General features: G+C 70.0%; 15 protein-coding genes, 1 rRNA gene and 1 riboswitch. Of the genes, 4 read left to right on the plus strand and 12 right to left on the minus strand.

Features of this window, described 5'->3' with window-relative positions:
• Nucleotides 1–122: 122 nt before the first annotated feature.
• The 3 genes from modA to ACWD1Z_RS09820 are packed head-to-tail and all read left to right on the plus strand — an operon-like array spanning nt 123 to nt 2,814.
• Entirely contained in the window at nt 123–941 is an 819-nt protein-coding gene (gene modA / locus ACWD1Z_RS09810) for a molybdate ABC transporter substrate-binding protein (protein WP_451117101.1), read from the plus strand.
• Nucleotides 938–1,765 (plus strand): ABC transporter permease, encoded by an 828-nt coding sequence (locus ACWD1Z_RS09815; protein ID WP_451117103.1) that lies wholly within the window; start codon nt 938–940, stop codon nt 1,763–1,765. Before modA ends, ACWD1Z_RS09815 begins: the two co-directional genes overlap by 4 nt.
• The gene (locus ACWD1Z_RS09820; protein WP_451117104.1) at nt 1,762–2,814 is read left to right on the plus strand and encodes an ABC transporter ATP-binding protein; all 1,053 of its coding nucleotides are present in this window, start codon (nt 1,762–1,764) and stop codon (nt 2,812–2,814) included. The genes ACWD1Z_RS09815 and ACWD1Z_RS09820 overlap by 4 nt, the downstream gene beginning before the upstream one ends.
• Nucleotides 2,815–2,874: 60 nt before the next feature.
• Here ACWD1Z_RS09820 and gcvP read toward each other — a convergent pair whose 3' ends face one another.
• Entirely contained in the window at nt 2,875–5,760 is a 2,886-nt protein-coding gene (gene gcvP, locus ACWD1Z_RS09825; protein WP_451117106.1) for an aminomethyl-transferring glycine dehydrogenase, read from the minus strand.
• Nucleotides 5,761–5,934: 174 nt separating this feature from the next.
• Nucleotides 5,935–6,031, minus strand: a riboswitch (glycine riboswitch).
• Nucleotides 6,032–6,144: 113 nt separating this feature from the next.
• Here gcvP and ACWD1Z_RS09830 point away from each other — a divergent pair.
• Nucleotides 6,145–6,519: a PRC-barrel domain-containing protein gene (locus tag ACWD1Z_RS09830; protein ID WP_451117108.1), complete on the plus strand. Its 375-nt coding sequence runs from the start codon at nt 6,145–6,147 to the stop codon at nt 6,517–6,519.
• Between the two features lie 461 nt (nt 6,520–6,980).
• On the opposite strand, the gene ACWD1Z_RS09835 is transcribed toward ACWD1Z_RS09830, so the two are convergent.
• The 11 genes from ACWD1Z_RS09835 to rrf all read right to left on the minus strand — a co-directional run.
• On the minus strand, nt 6,981–8,381 hold the full coding sequence (locus tag ACWD1Z_RS09835; RefSeq protein ID WP_451117110.1) for a DNA polymerase IV: 1,401 nt from the start codon (nt 8,379–8,381) through the stop codon (nt 6,981–6,983).
• 84 nt (nt 8,382–8,465) lie between these two features.
• Nucleotides 8,466–9,152, minus strand: a complete 687-nt coding sequence (locus ACWD1Z_RS09840; protein ID WP_451117111.1) for a MerR family transcriptional regulator — start codon at nt 9,150–9,152, stop codon at nt 8,466–8,468.
• 206 nt (nt 9,153–9,358) lie between these two features.
• Nucleotides 9,359–9,832 carry a bifunctional nuclease family protein gene (locus ACWD1Z_RS09845; protein ID WP_004002801.1) on the minus strand — a complete coding sequence of 158 codons (474 nt, stop codon included), beginning with the start codon at nt 9,830–9,832 and terminating at the stop codon, nt 9,359–9,361.
• An 84-nt stretch (nt 9,833–9,916) separates the two neighbouring features.
• On the minus strand, nt 9,917–10,654 hold the full coding sequence (gene ftsR / locus ACWD1Z_RS09850) for a transcriptional regulator FtsR (RefSeq protein ID WP_451117112.1): 738 nt from the start codon (nt 10,652–10,654) through the stop codon (nt 9,917–9,919).
• A gap of 20 nt (nt 10,655–10,674) precedes the next feature.
• Nucleotides 10,675–11,634 carry an FHA domain-containing protein gene (locus tag ACWD1Z_RS09855; protein ID WP_451117114.1) on the minus strand — a complete coding sequence of 320 codons (960 nt, stop codon included), beginning with the start codon at nt 11,632–11,634 and terminating at the stop codon, nt 10,675–10,677.
• A 61-nt stretch (nt 11,635–11,695) separates the two neighbouring features.
• On the minus strand, nt 11,696–12,529 hold the full coding sequence (locus ACWD1Z_RS09860) for a DUF881 domain-containing protein (protein ID WP_451117116.1): 834 nt from the start codon (nt 12,527–12,529) through the stop codon (nt 11,696–11,698).
• 5 nt (nt 12,530–12,534) lie between these two features.
• Nucleotides 12,535–12,867 carry a small basic family protein gene (locus tag ACWD1Z_RS09865; protein ID WP_003988855.1) on the minus strand — a complete coding sequence of 111 codons (333 nt, stop codon included), beginning with the start codon at nt 12,865–12,867 and terminating at the stop codon, nt 12,535–12,537.
• Nucleotides 12,864–13,772 carry a DUF881 domain-containing protein gene (locus tag ACWD1Z_RS09870; RefSeq protein ID WP_451117118.1) on the minus strand — a complete coding sequence of 303 codons (909 nt, stop codon included), beginning with the start codon at nt 13,770–13,772 and terminating at the stop codon, nt 12,864–12,866. Before ACWD1Z_RS09870 ends, ACWD1Z_RS09865 begins: the two co-directional genes overlap by 4 nt.
• Before the next feature lie 98 nt (nt 13,773–13,870).
• Nucleotides 13,871–16,366 (minus strand): sugar phosphate nucleotidyltransferase, encoded by a 2,496-nt coding sequence (locus tag ACWD1Z_RS09875; protein WP_389417492.1) that lies wholly within the window; start codon nt 16,364–16,366, stop codon nt 13,871–13,873.
• Between the two features lie 113 nt (nt 16,367–16,479).
• A complete protein-coding gene (locus ACWD1Z_RS09880) occupies nt 16,480–17,088 on the minus strand; it encodes a CDP-alcohol phosphatidyltransferase family protein (protein ID WP_389417491.1) in 609 nt (202 codons plus the stop codon).
• A 107-nt stretch (nt 17,089–17,195) separates the two neighbouring features.
• Nucleotides 17,196–17,290: ribosomal RNA gene (gene rrf / locus ACWD1Z_RS09885) — 5S ribosomal RNA — on the minus strand; the annotation flags it as partial.

Genomic DNA, 17,290 nt, shown 5'->3' on the forward strand with positions numbered 1-17,290 from the left:
TCATACAAAGAGCCAGCAGACTTCCCCCTCGCATCTGCGTAAGTATGATCGGCGTATGCGAGGGGGAAGCCGACGATGAGTCCCGGCGGCTTCCTTCCCCCGGAGACCGAGGGAGTGGACCCGTGAAGACCCCTTACGCCCGCCGGACCCGCAGGACCGTGCAGGCGGCCGGCGCGGGAGCCGCCGTACTGCTCCTGCTGAGCGCCTGCTCCTCCTCGTCCGGGTCCTCCTCCGAGGCGTCCGGCTCCTCGGGCTCGTCCAGGCTCTCCGGCACGGTCACCGTCTTCGCCGCCGCCTCCCTCCAGGAGAGCTTCACCCAGCTCGGCGAGACGTTCGAGAAGGAGCACCCCGGCACCGAGGTCACCTTCAGCTTCGGCGGCAGCGACACCCTCGCGGCGAACATCACGGGCGGCGCCCCCGCGGACGTGTTCGCCGCGGCCAGCCCGCAGACCATGGAGATCGTGACGGCCGCGAAGGACGTGGCGGGCACGCCGGCCACGTTCGCCCGCAACCGGCTGGAGATCGCCACCCTGCCGGGCAACCCGGACGCGATCTCCTCCCTGAAGGACCTCACCGAGCCCGGCCTGAAGGTCGTCCTGTGCGACAGGACCGTGCCCTGCGGCGCAGCGGCGGACAAGGCGCTGACGACGGCGGGGCTGGAGGTCACGCCCGTCTCCTACGAGCAGGACGTCAAGGGCGCCCTGACCAAGGTGGAACTCAAGGAGGCCGACGCCGCCGTCGTGTACCGGACGGATGTGCAGGCGGCGGGTGACAAGGTGGACGGCGTGGACTTCCCCGAGGCCGCCGACGCCGTCAACGACTACCCGATCGCCCTCCTCGAGGACGCGCCGAATCCGGACACGGCCAAGGCGTTCATGGCCCTGGTGCGGTCCGCCGAGGGCCGGAGGGTCCTGACCGAGGCCGGGTTCCTGAAGCCGTGACGCACCCCGCCGCGCCCTCGAAAGGCGGCCCCGGGCGCCCGCGGCGCCGCCTGGTGCCGCTGCCGCTGCTGCTCCCCGCGCTGCTGGGTCTGGCGTTCCTGGTCGTCCCGCTGATCGCCCTGCTGGTCCGGACCCCGTGGAGCACCCTGCCGGACCAGCTGACCAGCCCCGAGGTGTGGGACGCCCTGCGCCTGTCCCTGCTCTGCGCGACGGCGGCCACCGCCCTGAGCCTGTTCCTGGGCGTCCCGCTGGCCTGGCTGCTGGCCAGGACCGACTTCCCCGGCCGTGGCCTGGTCCGCGCCCTGGTGACCCTGCCGCTGGTCCTGCCCCCGGTGGTGGGCGGTGTGGCGCTGCTCCTGGCGCTGGGCCGCAACGGCGTGGTGGGCCAGTGGCTGGACAGCTGGTTCGGCGTCACGCTCCCCTTCACGACCGCGGGCGTGGTGGTGGCGGAGACCTTCGTGGCGATGCCGTTCCTCGTCATCAGCGTCGAGGGCACGCTCCGGGCGGCGGATCCCCGCTACGAGGAGGCGGCCATGACCTTGGGCGCGTCCCGCTTCACGGCGTTCCGCAGGGTGACGCTGCCGCTGATCGCCCCGGGCATCGCGGCCGGAGCGGTCCTCGCCTGGGCGCGCGCACTGGGCGAGTTCGGCGCCACCATCACCTTCGCGGGCAACTTCCCGGGCCGCACCCAGACCATGCCCCTCTCGGTCTACCTGGCCCTCCAGTCCGACCCGGCAGCCGCCATCGCCCTGAGCCTGGTGCTCCTCGCGGTGTCCATCACGGTGCTGGCAGCACTACGGGACCGATGGATGGCGACCCCATGACCGACACCCGCCCGGGCCTGGACACCCACCTGATCGTCGACCGGGACACCTTCCACCTGGACATCGAGCTCACCGCCGCCCCCGGCGACGTCGTGGCCCTGCTCGGCCCCAACGGCGCGGGCAAGACCACCGCCCTGCGGGCCCTCGCCGGCCTGGTCCCCCTGACCGCCGGCCACCTGCGCCTCGACGGCACCCCCCTGGACCGCACGCCCCCCGAGCACCGCCCCGTCGGCGTCGTCTTCCAGGACTACCTCCTCTTCCCCCACCTCACCGCCCTCGACAACGTCGCCTTCGGCCCCCGCTGCCAAGGCGCCACCAAGGCCGAGTCCCGCGCCCGGGCGCGGACCTGGCTGGACCGCATGGGCCTCGCCGACCACGCGCACGCCAGACCCCGCCACCTCTCCGGCGGCCAGGCCCAACGCGTCGCGCTGGCCCGGGCCCTCGCCACGAACCCGCGCCTCCTGCTCCTCGACGAGCCCCTGGCGGCCCTGGACGCCCGCACCCGCCTGGAGGTCCGGGCCCAGCTGCGCCGGCATCTCGCCGAGTTCGCGGCGGTGGCGGTCCTGGTCACCCACGACCCCCTGGACGCCATGGTCCTGGCGGACCGCCTGGTGGTCATCGAGCAGGGCCGGATCGTCCAGGAGGGCACCCCCTCGGACATCGCCCGCCACCCCCGCACGGACTACATCGCCCAGCTGGTGGGCCTGAACCTCTACAAGGGCACGGCGGCGGGCCACACGGTCCGGCTGGACGCGGGTCCCGTCATCACCACCACGGAGGACCTCACCGGCCCGGTCTTCGTCGCGTTCCCCCCGGGCGCCGTCACCCTGTTCCGCGACCGCCCCACCGGCGCCAGCGCCCGCAACCTCTGGCACTGTCAGGTGGAGGGGCTGGAAACCCACGGCGACCAGATCCGCGCCGACCTCACCGGCGAACTCCCCCTCGCCGCCGACCTCACCACGGTCGCCGCGGCGGAGCTGGACCTGCACCCGGGCGCCCCGGTCTGGGCCACGGTCAAGGCGACGCAGACCCACGCCTACCCGGCCTAGGCACAGCGAAGGGCTCCCCCGAGCCGTACAGCCCGGGCGGAGCCCCTCGCCTGCGCCGGATCAGCCCTCGTACGCGTCCATCGGCGGGCACGAGCACACGAGGTTCCGGTCGCCGAAGGCCTGGTCGATACGGCGCACCGGCGGCCAGTACTTGTCCGCGGCCGAGACCCCGTCCGGGAACACGGCCTCCTCGCGGCTGTACGCGTGCTCCCAGTCCCCGCCCAGCGCGGCGGCGGTGTGCGGAGCGTTCCGCAGCGGGTTGTCGTCCGCGGCCCACTCGCCGGAGCCGACCTTCTCGATCTCCCCGCGAATGGCGATCATCGCCTCGCAGAACCGGTCCAGCTCGATGAGGTCCTCGGACTCGGTCGGCTCGATCATCAGCGTGCCGGCCACCGGGAAGGACATCGTCGGCGCGTGGAAGCCGTAGTCGATGAGCCGCTTCGCGACGTCGTCGACGCTCACACCGGTCGCCTTGGTGAGCGGCCGCAGATCGATGATGCACTCGTGCGCGACGAGCCCGCCCGGGCCGGTGTACAGCACGGGGTAGTGCGGCTCGAGGCGCTTGGCGATGTAGTTCGCGCTGAGCACCGCGACCTGCGTAGCCCGCTTCAGGCCCTCGCCGCCCATGAGCCGGACGTACGACCACGAGATCGGCAGGATCCCCGCGGAGCCCCACGGCGCCGCCGAGATCGGCCCGACACCGGTCTCGGGCCCGGCGCTCGGCTGCATCGGGTGGTTCGGCAGGTACGGCGCCAGGTGCGCCCGCACACCCACCGGGCCGACGCCCGGGCCACCGCCGCCGTGCGGGATGCAGAAGGTCTTGTGCAGGTTCAGATGCGAGACGTCACCGCCGAAGTGACCCGGCTTGGCCAGGCCCACCAGCGCGTTGAGGTTGGCGCCGTCGACGTAGACCTGCCCGCCCGCCTCGTGCACCTGCGCACAGATGTCGGCCACGTGCTCCTCGAAGACGCCGTGCGTCGAGGGGTACGTGATCATCAGCACCGACAGCTCGTCACGGTACTGCTCGATCTTCGCCCGCAGGTCCTCGACGTCGATCTCGCCGTCCTCGGCGGTCCGGACGACGACGACCTTCATGCCCGCCATCACGGCGCTGGCGGCGTTGGTGCCGTGTGCGGAGGACGGGATGAGGCAGACGGTGCGCTGCTCGTCGCCGTTGGCCCGGTGGTAGCCGCGGACGGCGAGCAGACCGGCCAGCTCACCCTGCGAGCCGGCGTTCGGCTGGAGGCTGACCTTGTCGTACCCGGTGACCTCGGCGAGACGTTCCTCCAGCTCCTGGATGAGCGTGAGGTAGCCCTGCGCCTGCTCGGCGGGGGCGAAGGGGTGCAGCTGGCCGAACTCCGGCCAGGTGACCGGCTCCATCTCGGTCGTCGCGTTGAGCTTCATCGTGCAGGAGCCCAGCGGGATCATGCCGCGGTCGAGCGCGTAGTCACGGTCGGCGAGGCGGCGCAGGTAGCGCAGCATCGCGGTCTCGGAGCGGTACTGGTGGAAGACCGGGTGGGCCAGGAACTCGTCCCCGCGCAGCTGCGCCTCGGGCAGCGCGTCCTCGGCCCGCGCGTCCAGCGCCTCGACGTCCCCGTCCACCCCGAAGGCGCTCCACACCGCGGCGAGCTGGGCCCGGCCGGTGGTCTCGTCGCAGGCGAGGGAGACGTGGTCGGCGTCGACCGGCCAGAGGTTCACGCCGTTGTCCCGCGCGGCCGCGACGACCTCGGCGGCCCGACCGGGCACCCGCACGGTGAGCGTGTCGAAGTAGGAGCCGTGCACGACCTCGACTCCGCCGGCGGTGAGCCCCGCGGCCAGGATCGAGGTGTACCGGTGGACCCGCCGGGCGATGCTCTTCAGCCCCTCGGGCCCGTGATAGACGGCGTACATGCCGGCCATGACGGCGAGCAGCACCTGCGCCGTACAGATGTTGCTGGTCGCCTTCTCCCGGCGGATGTGCTGCTCACGCGTCTGGAGCGCGAGCCGGTAGGCCTTGTTGCCGTCGGCGTCCACGGACACCCCGACCAGCCGCCCGGGCAGGCTGCGCGCGAACTTCTCGTGCACGGCCATGTAACCGGCGTGCGGACCGCCGAAGCCCATCGGCACACCGAAGCGCTGCGTGGTGCCGATCGCGATGTCCGCGCCCAGCTCGCCGGGGGAGGTCAGCAGCGTCAGCGCGAGCAGATCGGCGGCCACGGTGACCAGCGCCCCGAGTTCATGGGCCTGCTCGATGACGGGCTTGATGTCCCGTACGGCACCGGAGGCGCCGGGGTACTGGATGAGCACGCCGTTGATCTCGCGCGCGGCGATGTCGGCCGGAATGCCCTCGCTCAGGTCGGCGACGACCACCTCGACGCCCGTGGGCTCGGCCCGCGTCTGGATCACGGCGATGGTCTGCGGAAGGGCGTCCGCGTCGATGAGGAACAGGCCCTTCTTGTTCTTGCCCATGCGCCGGGACAGCGCCATGGCCTCGGCGGCGGCCGTGCCCTCGTCGAGCAGCGAGGCGCCGGAGGTGGGCAGCCCGGTGAGCTCGGCGACCATCGTCTGGAAGTTCAGCAGGGCCTCCAGGCGGCCCTGCGAGATCTCCGGCTGGTACGGCGTGTAGGCCGTGTACCAGGCCGGGTTCTCCATCACGTTGCGCAGGATGACCGGCGGCGTGAAGGTGCCGTAGTAACCGAGCCCGATCATGGAGTCGAGCACCTGGTTGCGGTCCGCAAGGCTCCGCAGCTCGGCGAGCACCTCGGCCTCGCTCCGCGCGCCCGGCAGGTCGAGGGCGTCGGCGTTCTTGATCACGTCCGGCACCGCGGCGGCGGTCAGCTCGTCCAGCGAGCCGTAGCCGACCTGGGCGAGCATCTTGGCCCGAGCCTCATGATCAGGACCGATGTGACGCTGCTCGAAGGGGATCCCTTGTTCGAGCTCGGAGAGCGGAATGCGGTAGGCGGTCATTGCGGAGGCCTCCTGGTCGACACGACCTTCGAGGGGCACCACGGCACGGGTACCCGGACGGCCTCCCCCTCTGTCATCTCAACCTGAGAGCTTCACCGGGGGCACGAGGGCGCCCGGCTTTCACCGTCGGTGAGAGCGGAAGCCGTCGACACCCGCTCTGCTTTCCAGAGTGACCTCGTCCGTGCGGTACGTGGGCCTGAGAGATTCCGGGGAGGATTTGCTCCTTCGGCGCCTCCGGATGGTGTCCGGAGGACTCTCCCGCACGGGGTCAGCAGCCGCTGTCAGCCTACCAGCGAGGTCAACGGCCAGGCGTTCGAGTGGCCGCGCGCCCGAATGTGCTCTTTCGTAGTGCTTACGGATGAGTTGCGACCAAGTGGAGGGCACGTGCAGACCGACATCGATCCGCGCAACCTGATCGGCCGCAAGGCGTTCGACCGCAACGGTACGAAGCTCGGCACCATCGACGAGGTCTACCTCGACGATGCCACCGGCGTACCGGAGTGGGCAGCCATACGAACGGGCCTGTTCAGCAGGGACGCCTTCGTCCCCCTGGAGCCCAGCGAACTGGTGGACGGCACCCTCCGCGTCCCCTTCGACCGCTCCCTGATCAAGGACGCCCCCGACTTCGGAGTAGGCCGCCACCTCTCCCCGGAACAGGAACTCCAGCTCTACCACCACTACGGCCTGGACCTGACCTCCCCCACACCCCCCGACCACGACTTCGGCAAGTTGGCAGGCACAGAAGAAGCAGACACCTAAGCCCCTACAGCCACCCCCCTCTCACCGACGCAACCGCCCACCCGACAACCCCACAACCCGCAACCGGGCACCCCCTCGCAGCCCCAGGAGCTAAGCCTCCGCCTCCCTCCGCCCCCCGCAGCTGGTTGGCCGCGCCCCGCCGCCCAGTGCCTGCGGCACGCCCGCAGCGGAGCGGCCGCGTCCCTCGGCCCCCTAGTTGCGTGGCCGCGTGCCCGTAGCTGCAATTCGCATGCCGTGTAACCCACAGCCCACGCGCCCCGTTGCCGCACAGCCGCCCAGCCCTCAACCTGTTGCCCGCAGCCCTAACAGCCCACCGCCCGCACAACCCCCGGCCCGCGGCCACCCCGCCCCCGCCCCAGCCCGCCGCCGCTGCGGGCAGTCGTGCCGCTGGGGCGGCACGGGTGGGCGCAGCGGCACCCCGCCAACGCGGGCGAGTGCCCCCCCCCACCAACCCCGCCCCCTCACGCCCGCATCTCATCCACAGCAACCCCAGGCCGCCGCGGCACCAACGGCAACGGCTCCGCAGGAACAAGCTCAGGATCATCGACCCGAAACGTCCGCACCCGCCCCGGCCCGGACTCCGGCGTCTCGAACCGCACAGTCACCCGCCCCACCCCACTCCCCTGCACCCACCCATGCCCGAACTCCGCATGCCGGACGTCATGCCCAGCAGCCCACCGCCGCTCGACAGCCGCCCCCACCTCCGCAACCGCCCCCACAACCCCAGCCCCGCCGACCCCGCCGGCCCCGCCGGCCCCGTCCTCCCCCACATCCTCCGCACCCCGCTCCCCCGCGGCCTGCGCGAACAGATCCTCCTGCGTGTAGTCGGCCAGCCCACTGACCCCCACCCCCAGCAACCGCACACCCCCCGTCGTGTCCACCGACTCCAGCAACCGCCCCGCGGCCTCCCGCACGACCGCCGGATCATCCGTGGGCCCCCGCAACGTCTCGGACCGAGTCAGCGTGGAGAAGTCGTACCGCCGCACCTTCAGCACGATGGTCCGCCCGGACAACCCCGCCTCCCGCAACCGCCGCACACACCGATCCGCGAGCCGCTGCACCTCCAGCCCCACCCGCACCCGGTCATGGATGTCCACGTCGTACGTGTCCTCCACGGATACCGACTTCGTCTCCCGCTCAGCCACCACCGGCCGCTCGTCCCGCGCCAGCGCCATGGCGTACAACGCATGCCCGTGCGCCTTCCCCAGCATCCGCACGAGCTCGTCCTCGCCCGCCTCGGCCAGCTCCTCGACCGTGTGGATCCCGGCCCGCCGCAGATGATCCCCAGTGGCCGGCCCCACCCCCGGCAGGGTCCGCACCGGCATCGGCCCCAGCATCGCCCGCTCGCTCCCCGGCTCGATCACCACCAGACCGTCCGGTTTGGCCTGCTCGGACGCGATCTTCGCGAGCATCTTGCACGCGGCGAGCCCCACGGACCCGGTCAGCCCGGTGACCGCCCGTATGTCCGCCCGCAGCTTCGCCCCCGCCAGCCGCGCCGACGCCTCGTCCCAGGCCGCTCCCCCGGCCTCCAGATCGACGAACGCCTCGTCCAGACTCAACGGCTCCACCAGCGGCGACAGCGCCCGCAGCAGCGCCATCACCTGCTCACTGATCGACCGGTAGAACCCGAACCGCGGCACGAGATACGCGGCGTTCGGCGCGAGCCGCCGGGCCTGCGCCATCGGCATCGCCGAATGCACCCCGAAGACCCGGGCCTCGTAGGACGCGGTGGCCACCACACCACGCGGCCCCAGCCCGCCCACGATGACCGCCTTTCCGCGCAGACTCGGCTTGGACGCCTGCTCCGCCGAGGCGAAGAAGGCATCCATGTCGAGATGCAGGATCGTGGGCGTGTTTCTCACATGTCCGATGCTGCCCTACGCCACTGACAATGCCCCCGAGCGGCCTCCACGCCGCCCCGCACCGCCCACGCGGCGGAGCCGTCCTCAGACCGCCCGGTTCCGCCGCCGCGCCAGCTCGTCCGCCGGGTTGGGGCCGACCAGCGTCTCCCCGGTGTCGATACGCTCCCCATGCAGCTGCGACAGCGCGCTCTCCACGTCCCGCCACACCACACCGACGGCGATCCCGAAGACTCCCTGCCCGCCCTGGAGCAACGCGTGGACCTCGTCGGGCGAGGTGCACTCGTAGACCGTGGCGCCGTCGCTCATCAGCGTCATGCGCTCCAGGTCACGAAAGCCCCGCTCCCGCAGATGCTGCACCGCGGTACGGATGTTCTGGAGCGAGACACCGGTGTCGAGGAACCGCTTGACGATCTTCAGGACGACGACGTCCCGGAAGCTGTACAGACGCTGCGTCCCCGACCCGTGTGCGGGCCGCACGCTCGGCTCGACGAGCCCCGTACGAGCCCAGTAGTCCAGCTGCCGATAGGTGATGCCGGCCGCCGCGCAGGCCGTCGGGCCCCGGTAGCCGATCTGCTCGCACGTCATGGACGTCGCCCCTCCGCCGCTCGGCACGGCCGCCGTCGGTCGCTGCGGGGCGCGGTCGGCCGCACCACCCGGCTGGGGGTATCCCCCGCCGGAGCGGAGTCGTGAGCTCGGGGGAGGGTACGGACCGCTCTCCCCGAGACCGCGTCCGGGGGCACCCCCAGCCGTACCGTCGCCGCTGCTTCTCACGCCGACCTCCGTCCTTGACCTGCCTTCTCGACGGTAGGCAGTCACCAGGGGTGCGTCAACGATCGCCACACTCGGCACGCCGAGTGATAATCACCCTAGGAGTGGTTTCCCGTACCCCACCGCGGGGAAAGGCTAGCCGAATGCGCTCGGAGCGGGCCGCAGGACGCTCTCACTCGCCGCTGGCAATTGCCGGGACCCGGGCCGTCTCACTGGCTGCTCGTGCCGAAATCCTCGGGCGAGATCTGGTCGAGGAACTCGCGGAACTTCTCCACCTCGTCCTCCTGCTCGTCCGGAATCGCGATCCCCGCGTCGTCCAGCACGCCGTCACTGCCGTAGATCGGCGTTCCGGTGCGCAGGGCCAGTGCTATGGCGTCGGAGGGACGCGCGCTCACCTCGACGCCGCTGGCGAACACCAGCTCGGCGTAGAAGACGCCTTCACGCAGGTCCGTGATGCGCACTTCGGTGAGCTCCTGGCCGACGGCCTCCAGCACGTCCTTGAACAGGTCGTGGGTCAGCGGTCGTGCGGGAGCCATGCCCTGCTGGGCGAAGGCGATGGCCGTGGCCTCCCCCGGCCCGATCCAGATGGGGAGGTAACGGTCGCCTCCCACTTCGCGCAGGAGCACGATCGGTTGGTTGGAGGGCATTTCGACCCGGACACCTACGACATCGAGCTCGTTCACACAGCAACCCTAGGCCGTGCCCGGGACGTTTGGGTAGTCGGGCAGGAAACGGGCGGTCCATCCGGACTGCCCAGGCCCTCCGGGTCAGGGCAGCCGTACCCCGAGCGCGGTCTGCACGAGCGCCGCGTGCAGCCTCACCGTGAGCCCCGCCAGCTCCTTCGTACGGGCCTCGGCATGGGCCCTGGTCTGCGGGTTGCGATGGCGTCTGAGCGGTGCCACGACCTGGTCCACGAGGCCGGCCTCCCGGTCCGCGGCTGCCTTCATCGCCCGAAGATGCCGCGGCTCGATCCCGAACCGCCCCAGTTCGACGACGAGCGAGGCCACGGTGACCGCCTCGGCGTCGTACGCCCCGTCCGGCAGCGGGGCGATCAGCCCGTACGACTCCCACTCCTCGAGCTCCCGCTCGCCGATCTCCGCGGCGGCCAGCAGCTCGCTCCGCCCGATCCGGGCCGCCGTAGGAGCCTCGGAGAGCTCCGGTCCCGCCTCTCCGTCGCGCTGTCGGCCCACGGTGGGCAGCGCGACGGCCTCGCCGCGCTCCATGGCGTCCAGGTGCTCCCTGATCACCTTCAGGGGCAGATAGTGGTCCCGCTGCATCCTCAGCACATGGCCGAGTCTCTCGACGTCGTCGGCGCTGAACTTGCGGTATCCCGAAGGGGTCCGCTGCGGTTCGACGAGTCCCTCGGACTCCAGGAAACGGATCTTGGAGATGGTGACTTCGGGGAACTCGTCGCGCAGCACGCTCAGCACGGTGCCGATGCTCATCAGCCCGCTGTCCGTGGCGGCGGTGCCGTGTCCGGCACCGCCGCTCGGTGTGTGAAGCATGGACCTTCTCCGGGGAAGGGTCAGTAGCCTCGCTGGCTCGCGTAGAAGACCAGCCGGTACTTGCCGATCTGCACCTCGTCACCGTTCGACAGGGCGACCTGGTCGATCCGCTCGCGGTTGACGTACGTGCCGTTCAGGCTGCCCACGTCGGCCACGGTGAACGAGCCGTCCGGGCTCCGGCGGAACTCCACGTGCCGACGCGAGACGGTGACGTCGTCCAGGAAGATGTCGCTCTGCGGGTGACGGCCGGCCGTGGTCAGATCGCTGTCCAGCAGGAAGCGGCTGCCCGAGTTCGGCCCGCGGCGCACCACCAGGAGCGCGGAGCCGAGCGGCAGCGCCTCGACGGCGGCCTGCGCCTCGGGGGACAGCGCCGGCATCTGCGTCTGGCCGGTGGCCTCGGCGTCGTAGGCCTCGAGACCGGAGATGGAGATCGTGGAGGTGGTCTCGGACGGACGCTCGGGCACCGCGCCCGCCCGCAGCGGAGCACCGCAGTTGGAACAGAAGCGGCTGTTCTCCGCGTTGCGGTTACCGCACCTCGTGCACACCAGGGCCGACATGGACGGATCCTCCTGCCGCGGCTGCCCCGCCGGGGCATTGGACGCATACGGGTCGGCGGTGAACCCTCCACCCGTACCTGAGGTTGAGGGTTGCCCGAAACCTATGCCTCCGGCCTGGGCAGGGTCAACAGACGGCGCGCCCTGACCTCCGGAAATGTCCCCGCCCGGGCCACCCACCTGGTCCCGGAACAATGGCCGCTGGCCCTCTGCGTCAGGCTGCGCGCGGTGGCGGGCGGTGGCGTTTTCGTTGCCCTGCCGCGCGCTCTTGCCGAACAACTTCGCAAACAACTTCACGGGCGATTCCCCTTGACTGAAACAGACCCGCCCGTGGGGCAGGACGAACCCTGACTGCACACTCCGGCCGACCCGGACATCCTCACAACGTCCGTATCCACCAGACAGTTTCCACCACGCACCACCCATTCGGTGCGCCGACCCCCCGCAACCTCATGCCCTCGCGGGACGTCCCCCATGCACCCCCGATTCACCGCGAGGACGACCGAGCGTAGTCAGGCTGCTCCGCGGCTCGCAAGGCGTCCACAACGATCTTGTCCGACCGCTCGACCGTCACGACGGCCTGCTCCTTCTCGAGGGTCTGCACCACGCCTCCAGGGATGTTGAGCGCCGGTTCGAGGTCCTGCGGCTTGCCGATGACCTTGAAACGATAGGGCGCGTTGATCTTGTTCCCGTCGACGCTCACGGAGTTTCCCGAATCGGTCAGATAGGTCCCTGCCACCACGCGTACCCCGTTCACCTGGATCGCCTCCGCCCCGGCCGCACGCAACTCCTGAATGGCGTCGAGCAGCATGTCCGCCTCGACCGTCCCCTTCGTGTCGTCGATGACCACCGTGATGCCAGGTCCTTGCGCCGCCACCGTGCCCGCCAGGATGCCGAGTTGCCGCTCCTTCTCGACCGTCTGCCGACGAGCCTCCTCGGCCTGGTTCGAACTGTTCTCGAGCTCGTCCCGCTGCTGCTCGAGTCCCCGCTTCTCGTCCTCAAGACGCTGTGTGCGGTCATCCAGTTCATCGAGGATCCGGACAAGATCCTCCTGGCGTGCGCCGCGCAGGGCGTCGTCCCCGTCGCTGTTGGAGGCGACCTGCACGGCCAGGCCGAAGCCGAGGCCGAACAGCAACAGGGCGACGATCAGTTGGGCCCGGGTGACCCGCGGCGGCCAGAGCCCCTTGGCGAGCCGCTGCCGTCCGGTGAGCTCCGGCCGCGTCTCCGGGTCGTGCGCGCCAACCGCGGCCGCCTGGGACGGGACCTCGTCGGGCAGTTCCTTGCGCAGCCTGTTCTCGGCCGCCTCGTCCTGGTTGCTCATCGGTCTCACGCCCGGAACACGTGCCGGCGGATCGCCGCGGCATTGGAGAAGATGCGGATCCCGAGGACCACGACGACACCGGTGGACAGCTGCGCCCCCACGCCCAACTTGTCGCCGAGGAACACGATCAGCGCGGCGACGACCACATTGGACAGGAAGGACACCACGAAGACCTTGTCGTCGAAGATCCCGTCGAGCATGGCCCGCAGGCCACCGAAGACGGCGTCCAGCGCCGCCACGACGGCGATCGGCAGATAAGGCTCCACGACCGCCGGAACCTCAGGCCGGACCAGCAGGCCGGCCACGACTCCCACGACGAGGCCCAGTACGGCGATCACGATGTGCCCTTCTCGCTCTTCTCGGTGTTCGGCTGCGCTGTTCGCACGGTCACACTGGGTGCCGCCGGCAGCCGGAGGTCCTCTTCCACGGAGATGGCCGTCCGGATGCCGAAGTTCTCCTGCAGGGCATGCAGATACAGCCCGTCGGCACTGTCCTGGAACCTGGTGCTCAGCCGCTCCCCGTCCCCCACCGCGAGCACGGTGTACGGCGGTACCAGCGGCTTGTTGTCGACCAGTATGGCGTCGCCCGCGGCCCTGATCGCCGACAGCGCCGTCAGCCGCTGCCCGTTGATGGAGATCGCCTCGGCGCCCGACTCCCACAGCCCGTTGACCACCCGCTGCATGTCACGGTCGCGCACCCGCCCGGTGTCGGAGAACCCGGAGGTCTCGCGCGGATCCCCGTCACCGCCCCCACCGGCTTCCCGGGCGTCGTCGACGACCAGCTTCACGCCGGGTCCGTGCACCTCGACGGCGCCGGACAGGATGCCCACGAGCTCCCCCTGCTCGCTGCCGCTCTCCTTCAGCGCCTCACGCTGGCGCGCGCTCACCTCTTCGCGCAGCTCGTCGACGCTGTCCTCGAGCTTGTCCGCGGCCTCGGTCTCCTGATCGATCCGGTCGATCAGCTCCTCGCGCTCCTTCGCCACCACAGGAGCCGCGACCCGCGCCTGGGCCGCCCCGACGGTGACGACGAGGGCGGCCAGCACCAGACCGGCCGCGAGTCCGAGCTTCGCCCTGAGGGTCTTGGGCAGACCGCCGTCCGCCGCCTTCTTCCGGGCCGCCGCCTCGGCGTACCCGTCATCGAGGCTGTGATCCATGACGTTGGTGAGCAGCGACATGGAGGCGTCCGGGCGCGAGGGTCGCGTAGGAGTGCTCCGAACGGGGGGCTGCTGCGGCATGCCGCACATCGTCGCACGTCGCGCCCAGTACCTCCGAATGGCCCCACCGGCGTGCCGGACAGGCCCCCTTGGGGACACTTGTCCGGCACGCGCGCGTGCTGGGGATTTCAGCGCCCGGCGCTGTCCACCACGGCCGACCACTCGTCGAGCAGGGCCTGGGCCGACGCGTCGTCGGGACCCTCCGCCCACAGATGGGTGACGGCCTCGGCCGGGTCGGGCAGAACCATCACCCAGCGCCCGTCGGTCTCCACCACCCGCACACCGTCCGTGGTGTCCACGAACCGGTCACCGGCAGCCTCCACGACCCGTCGCATCACGAGTCCCTTGACCGCCCACGGAGTCGCCAGATCCCGCTTGAGGACGTGCGCCCGCGGAATCCGCGCGTCGATCTGGCTGAGGGTGAGCTGCGTCCGCGCTACCAGCCCGATCAGCCGTACGAAGGCCGCCGTGCCGTCGAAGACACCGCTGAACTCGGGGACGATGAACCCGCCCTTGCCGTCACCGCCGAAGATGGTGGTCTCGTCCCGGCCGACCCGCGTCAGGTCGTCGGGCGACGTCGTCGTCCAGTCCACCTGCGTCCCGTGGTACGCCGCCACCTGCTCGGCGATCCTCGTGGTGGTCACCGGCAGCGCCACCCGTCCACTGCGCCGCTCGGCAGCCACCAGGTCGAGCATCACGAGCAGCGCCCGGTCGTCCTCGACGATCCGCCCCTTCTCGTCGACCAGCGACAGCCGCTCACCGACCGGGTCGAACCTCACCCCGAACGCGGCCCGCGCGGAGGCGACGATCTCCCCCAGCCGCACCAGCCCGGAACGACGAGCGTCCGCCGTCTCGGTCGGCCGGGACTCATCGAGACCGGGATTGATGGTCAGCGCGTCCACACCCAGCTTGCCGAGCAGGCTGGGCAGCACCAGGCCGGCACTGCCGTTGGAGGCATCCACGACGACCTTGAGCCCGGACTCCGCGATCCCGGTCGTGTCCACGTTCCGCAGCAGCGATCCGGTGTACGAGTCGAACACGCTGGCCGGGAAATGGAGATCCCCGATCTCACCGGGGAACGCCCGCCGGTACTCCTGTCGCGCGAACACCCGGTCCAGCTTGCGCTGACTGCCTTGCGACAGATCGGCGCCCTGGCTGTCGAAGAACATGATGTCCACGGAGTCCGGCACACCGGGCGTCGTCCGGATCATGATCCCGCCGGCGCTGCCACGAGCGGTCTGCTGCCGCGCCACGGGCAGCGGTACGTTCTCCAGATCCCGTACGTCGATGGCGCTCGCCTGCAGCGCGGAGATCACCGCACGCTTCAGCGCCCGAGCACCACGGGAGTGGTCGCGGGCCGTGGTGACGGTCGACCCCTTCTTGAGGGTCGTCGCATAGGCACCGGCGAGGCGTACGGCGAGTTCCGGCGTGATCTCCACATTGAGGATTCCGGACACGCCACGGGCACCGAACAGATGCGCCTGGCCCCGGGACTCCCAGATCACCGAGGTGTTGACGAACGCACCGGCCTCAATGATCTTGAACGGATAGACCCGCACATTGCCCTGAATGATCGACTCTTCACCGATCAGGCACTCGTCGCCGATGACGGCGCCGTCCTCGATCCGGGCGGCGCGCATGATGTCGGTGTTCTTGCCGACGACACATCCCCGAAGGTTGCTCTGCTGCCCGACATACACGTTGTCGTGGACGACGGCCTTGTGCAGGAAGGCGCCGCTCTTCACGACCACGTTGGAGCCGACCACGGTGTGCTCGCGGATCTCGGCGCCGGCTTCCACCTTGGCGTAGTCCCCGATGTAGAGAGGACCACGAAGAACGGCGTCGGGATGCACCTCGGCGCCCTCGGCCACCCACACGCCAGGGGAGATCTCGAACCCGTCGAGCTCGACGTCGACCTTGCCCTCCAGGACATCGGCCTGCGCCTTCACATAGCTCTCGTGGGTGCCGACGTCCTCCCAGTAGCCCTCCGCGATATAGCCGTAGATCGGCTTGCCTTCCTTCATCAACTGCGGGAAGACATCGCCGGACCAGTCGACGGGCACATCGGCCTCGACGTAGTCGAAGACCTCGGGCTCCATGACGTAAATGCCGGTGTTCACCGTGTCCGAGAAGACCTGGCCCCAGGTCGGCTTCTCGAGGAAACGCTCGACCTTGCCTTCCTCATCGACGATGGTGATTCCGAATTCAAGAGGATTCGGCACCCGCGTCAGGCAGACGGTGACCAGCGCGCCCTTCTCCTTGTGGAAACGGATCAGGTCGGTGAGGTCGAAGTCGGTCAGGGCATCGCCGGAGATCACAACGAAGGCGTCGTCCTTCAACGCCTCTTCGGCGTTCTTGACGCTTCCGGCGGTACCGAGTGGCTTCTCCTCATTGGCATAGGTGAGCTCCATCCCGAGCTCTTCACCGTCACCGAAGTAGTTCTTGACCAAGGAGGCCAGGAACTGGACAGTTACGACGGTCTCGTTCAACCCATGCCTTTTGAGCAGCCGCAGCACATGCTCCATGATCGGCCGGTTGGCCACCGGCAGGAGCGGCTTGGGCATGCTTGAGGTCATGGGACGAAGGCGTGTGCCTTCGCCTCCGGCCATCACGACGGCCTTCATGTCGGAAGCGTCCTCCTCTAAGACGACGGTCTAGCCGACTTCACCCGTCCAGATTGTCCCGCACTTTTCGTCAGCGGGCCATCGAGCCGCTGGAGCCCGGCAATGGGCGAGGTTCAATCGGCCATGGTGTCCGCACGGACAAGGCGGCGGACCTGTACCACGTAGAGGACTCCTGCCCACCAATAGAGCGTTGTACCCCATCCTGCGAACGCCCATCCGAAAATAGCAGCAAGTGACGGGAGCCACCCACTTCCGTCACTGAGCAGGAGCAACGGGAAGGCGTACATCAGGTTGAAGGTAGCCGCCTTGCCCAGGAAGTTCACCTGGGGCGGCGGATAGCCGTGACGTCTGAGGATGCCCACCATCACCAGCAGCAGCAGTTCTCGCGCCAGAAGTACACCGGTCAACCAGAGCGGCAGAATCTCCCGCCAGGTCAGTCCGACCAAAGTCGAGAGGATGTAGAGCCGGTCCGCGGCGGGGTCCAGGAGCCGGCCGAGGCTGCTGATCTGGTTCCAGCGCCGCGCGAGCTTGCCGTCCAGGTAGTCACTGATCCCGCTCAGCATCAGCACCAGCAGGGCCCAGCCATCGCTCTTCGGCCCGCCGAACTCCGGCCAGAGGATCAGCCACAGGAACACGGGCACGCCAACGAGCCGAGCCATGCTGAGGATGTTGGGGATGGTGAGGACCCTGTCCGTCTGGACACGGGTCTCCTGGACCTCCACCCGGGGCCTCCTGAGGGAAACGTGCGAACGATGCTCCCTGACCTTACCTCAACGCAAAAAAGCTCTGGCTCCTGGGCGGATGCCCAAGAGCCAGAGCTGTAAAAGGAGTTCGGCGGCGTCCTACTCTCCCACAGGGTCCCCCCTGCAGTACCATCGGCGCTGTAAGGCTTAGCTTCCGGGTTCGGAATGTAACCGGGCGTTT

This window comes from Streptomyces sp. NPDC002784 (assembly GCF_053592135.1).